The organism is Pseudomonas kitaguniensis, from assembly GCF_009296165.1.
Lineage (GTDB): Bacteria > Pseudomonadota > Gammaproteobacteria > Pseudomonadales > Pseudomonadaceae > Aquipseudomonas > Aquipseudomonas kitaguniensis.
Genome location: NZ_VUAZ01000206.1, coordinates 1 through 3,120, shown reverse-complemented (window position 1 = coordinate 3,120; position 3,120 = coordinate 1). Strand labels below are relative to the sequence as shown.

The following is a 3,120-nucleotide window of genomic DNA, read 5'->3' as shown; positions in this document are numbered from 1 at the left end:
CGCTATCGCGAGCAAGCCCACTCCCACAGAAGGCGCTTTTGACCCAGGCTTGCCACAGGTTTATTTCAGGCTGTTTTCCAGCCAGGCTTTCAAATCCTGCACCTCGGCCTCACTCACGGTGTGCGGCATGCCCGGATACCCGTGAAACTCCGGCTTCAACCCCAACCCCGTCAACACCTCGTTCGCGCGCGTTGCCGAGGTATACGGCAGCGCCTGATCCAGCGTGCCGTGGCCGATAAAAATCGCCAACTGGCCCAACGCTGCGCTGGGCTTTAGCTCAGCCTTGAGCACCGGCAACACACTGCCACTCAATGCTGCGATCCCGCGCAGCAACTTGGGCTGCCGCAAGCCCACCTCGTAAGACATGATCGCGCCCTGGCTGAACCCGACCAGGAACACCCGATCGCTTTGGGTGTGGTATTTGGCCGTGGCTTTGCCGACAAAGTCTTCGATCAGCTTGGCGCTGCGTTGCAAATCAGCCGTCTCGCCATCGTAATCGCCATCACCCGGCGTCTTGGTAAACCAGCGATAGCCACTCGGGGGCACCGGCAGCGGCGCGCGTGCCGACAAATAGGTCCACGTCGACGGCAGCGCATCCTTGATGCCGAACAGGTCTTCCTCGTTGCTGCCAAACCCGTGCAAGAAAATCACCAGCGGCTGGTTGCGCGCCTCGCTTTGAGTCTGTTCCAGGTACGCCAACGGCAAGTCGGTGTGCAGTTCAGAATCGGCATGTGCGGAGCCCGCGAAAAGGGTCAACGCCAGGGCAAACAGTTTGAGCATGGGGAAGCTACCTCAGGGTTTGCGCAACAAATAAGTGTCCATGATCCAACCGTTTTCCAGGCGCGCAGCCTTGCGCACCCGTTCGATTTGTTCTGCCACTTCACTGACTTTGCCGCTGATGAGGATTTCATCCGGCGTGCCCAGGTAGGCGCCCCAGTAAATATCCAGGTCCTGATCAGCCACACTGCGGTAGGAATCTTCGGCGTCGAGCATCACCACCAGGGTATCTGCATCACTCGCCTGCCCCGCCGCCAACCGGCGCCCGGTGGTGATCTCGACGGAACGGCCGATGCGGTTCAACGCCACCTTATGCTGGGCGGCCAGGGCCTGCACGCTGGTAATGCCGGGGATTACCTCAAACTCAAATTCACAGCGGCCGCTGGCCAGAATCGCCTGCAGAATGCGCAGGGTGCTGTCGTACAGCGCAGGGTCGCCCCAGGCCAGGAACGCGCCGACTTCACCGTCAACCATTTCTTCGTTGATCATGCGTTCGAAGGTCTGCTGCTTGTCACGGTTGAGGTCTTGTACGGCGGTGGTGTAGTCAATATCGCCGCGCACGCGCTCGGGGCATTCGGCCTCGACGAAGCGGTAGCCGGGTTCGGTGATGTAGGTCTCGCAGATCTCGCGGCGCAGGTCGATCAGCTTGTTTTTACTCTGGCCCTTGTCCATCAGAAAAAACACGTCGGTGCGGTTCAGCGCCTTCACGGCCTGCATCGTGATGTAGTCAGGGTTGCCGGCGCCAATGCCGATGATCAGGATGCGTTTCATGGGTTGCTCTCAGTGCGGGGCGTAGATTTTGCCATGTTCGCGGGCTCAGGCGTGAGTTTCCAGGCGCAGGCGCCACACCGTGTTGAAGCGCAGCTCGGTGCTGCACAGCGGCTCAACGTCGATCCGGTAGAACATCGAAACCGGGAACTGCAAGGCGTACAGCATTGCGGCGCGGATCACAAATGGGTGGGTAATAGCCACTATGTGCCCGGATTGGCTTTCGAGGGATTTCATCCAGCGCCCTACCCGTGCGCACACCTGCTCCACCGACTCGCCGCCATGCGGCGCGCTGGCGCTGTCGGCCATCCACGCGCTTAACTCGTCACCGCCAAGCTGGCTGATTTGCAGACCTTTCCAGCGGCCAAAATCAGCGTCGCGCAAGGCGTCTTCAAGCTGTGCGTTGTCGCTGAACAAGCCGGCTGTTTGTCGGGTTCTGGCCTCTGGCCCGCACACCACGCGCAGGCTTTTTTTGAAGCGACCGGCTTGCGATAAGGCAGCGCTGTGCCAGTCCATGGTGATGGGCTCATCATCAGCAAACCGCGCTTGTTTTTGAAACAGCGTGGCGGCATGGCAAATCAAGGTTAAACGGGTGGCCTGCATCACAGTTCACTCTAGTTGCGCGCGCAATCAACGTAGACCGGCCAAATTGGTTGAGCATATTACAATGAATAGGGCGCAGGACCTCGACTGGGGTGGGTGGGCGTCGAAGGTCTTGCGGGTGGCGTAAACACAGGTTAACGAATTTTTCATATCCCGGCGTTTAAGCTGCAGCCCTTCGTTGGGGAGTAACCGGCTTCTGACTCGGTCAGAAGCGTTCGTATCAACATATTCGGCAACCTGCCGTGGTACGAGCACCGTTGTGGTTGGTGAGACCAGCGACACATCCATGCCTAAAGTCGGGCGTGTGGTTGTGTCGTTGACTCATACAGCCCGACTGGAACGCTTACCGTGAACCCCATTTCGCTGATCTTCCTCGCGCTTGCCATGTCCACTGACGCCTTTGCGGCGGCGATTGGCAAAGGCTCCAGCCTGCACAAACCACGCTTGACCGAAGCCCTGCGCGCAGGCCTGATCTTTGGTGTGATTGAAGCGATCACGCCGATGATCGGCTGGGCCATCGGCCATGCGGCCACACGCTGGGTAGAAAGCTGGGACCATTGGATCGCCTTCACGCTGCTGGTGGTGCTGGGCGCGCACATGATCTACAACGGCTTCAAGCCAGACGACGAATCGGTTGAAAAACCGACGCAGCATTCCTTCATGATCCTCGCCATCACGGCTTTTGCGACGAGCATTGATGCACTGGCGGTCGGCGTGGGCCTGGCGTTTGTCGACGTGAATATTCTGCTGGCCTCGGCGGCCATAGGCCTGGCGACCATGACCATGGTGACCATCGGCATGATGCTCGGACGAGTGTTAGGGACGGTGGTGGGCAAACGTGCCGAGATGGTCGGCGGCGTGGTGCTGATGCTGGTGGGTGCGACGATTTTGTACGAGCACTTGTCGGCCTGATTAGCCGAGAATGCATTCAAATGTGGGAGTGCTCGCTCGCGATGGCATCAACCGGTGTGC

4 protein-coding genes are annotated in these 3,120 nt (G+C 59.4%); 1 reads left to right on the top strand and 3 read right to left on the bottom strand.

Features of this window, described 5'->3' with window-relative positions; genetic code table 11:
• Positions 1-60: 60 nt before the first annotated feature.
• The 3 genes from F0169_RS26370 to F0169_RS26360 are packed head-to-tail and all read right to left on the bottom strand — an operon-like array spanning position 61 to position 2,148.
• On the bottom strand, positions 61-780 hold the full coding sequence (locus tag F0169_RS26370; RefSeq protein WP_152748058.1) for an alpha/beta hydrolase: 720 nt from the start codon (positions 778-780) through the stop codon (positions 61-63).
• A gap of 12 nt (positions 781-792) precedes the next feature.
• Complete coding sequence (gene cobF, locus F0169_RS26365) at positions 793-1,548, bottom strand: precorrin-6A synthase (deacetylating) (RefSeq protein WP_152748057.1); 756 nt, start codon at positions 1,546-1,548, stop codon at positions 793-795.
• Positions 1,549-1,593: 45 nt separating this feature from the next.
• Positions 1,594-2,148 carry a histidine phosphatase family protein gene (locus tag F0169_RS26360; protein WP_152748056.1) on the bottom strand — a complete coding sequence of 185 codons (555 nt, stop codon included), beginning with the start codon at positions 2,146-2,148 and terminating at the stop codon, positions 1,594-1,596.
• Between the two features lie 348 nt (positions 2,149-2,496).
• Here F0169_RS26360 and mntP point away from each other — a divergent pair, with 348 nt between their 5' ends.
• Positions 2,497-3,060 (top strand): manganese efflux pump MntP, encoded by a 564-nt coding sequence (gene mntP / locus F0169_RS26355; RefSeq protein WP_058413969.1) that lies wholly within the window; start codon positions 2,497-2,499, stop codon positions 3,058-3,060.
• The last annotated feature ends 60 nt before the right edge of the window (positions 3,061-3,120 follow it).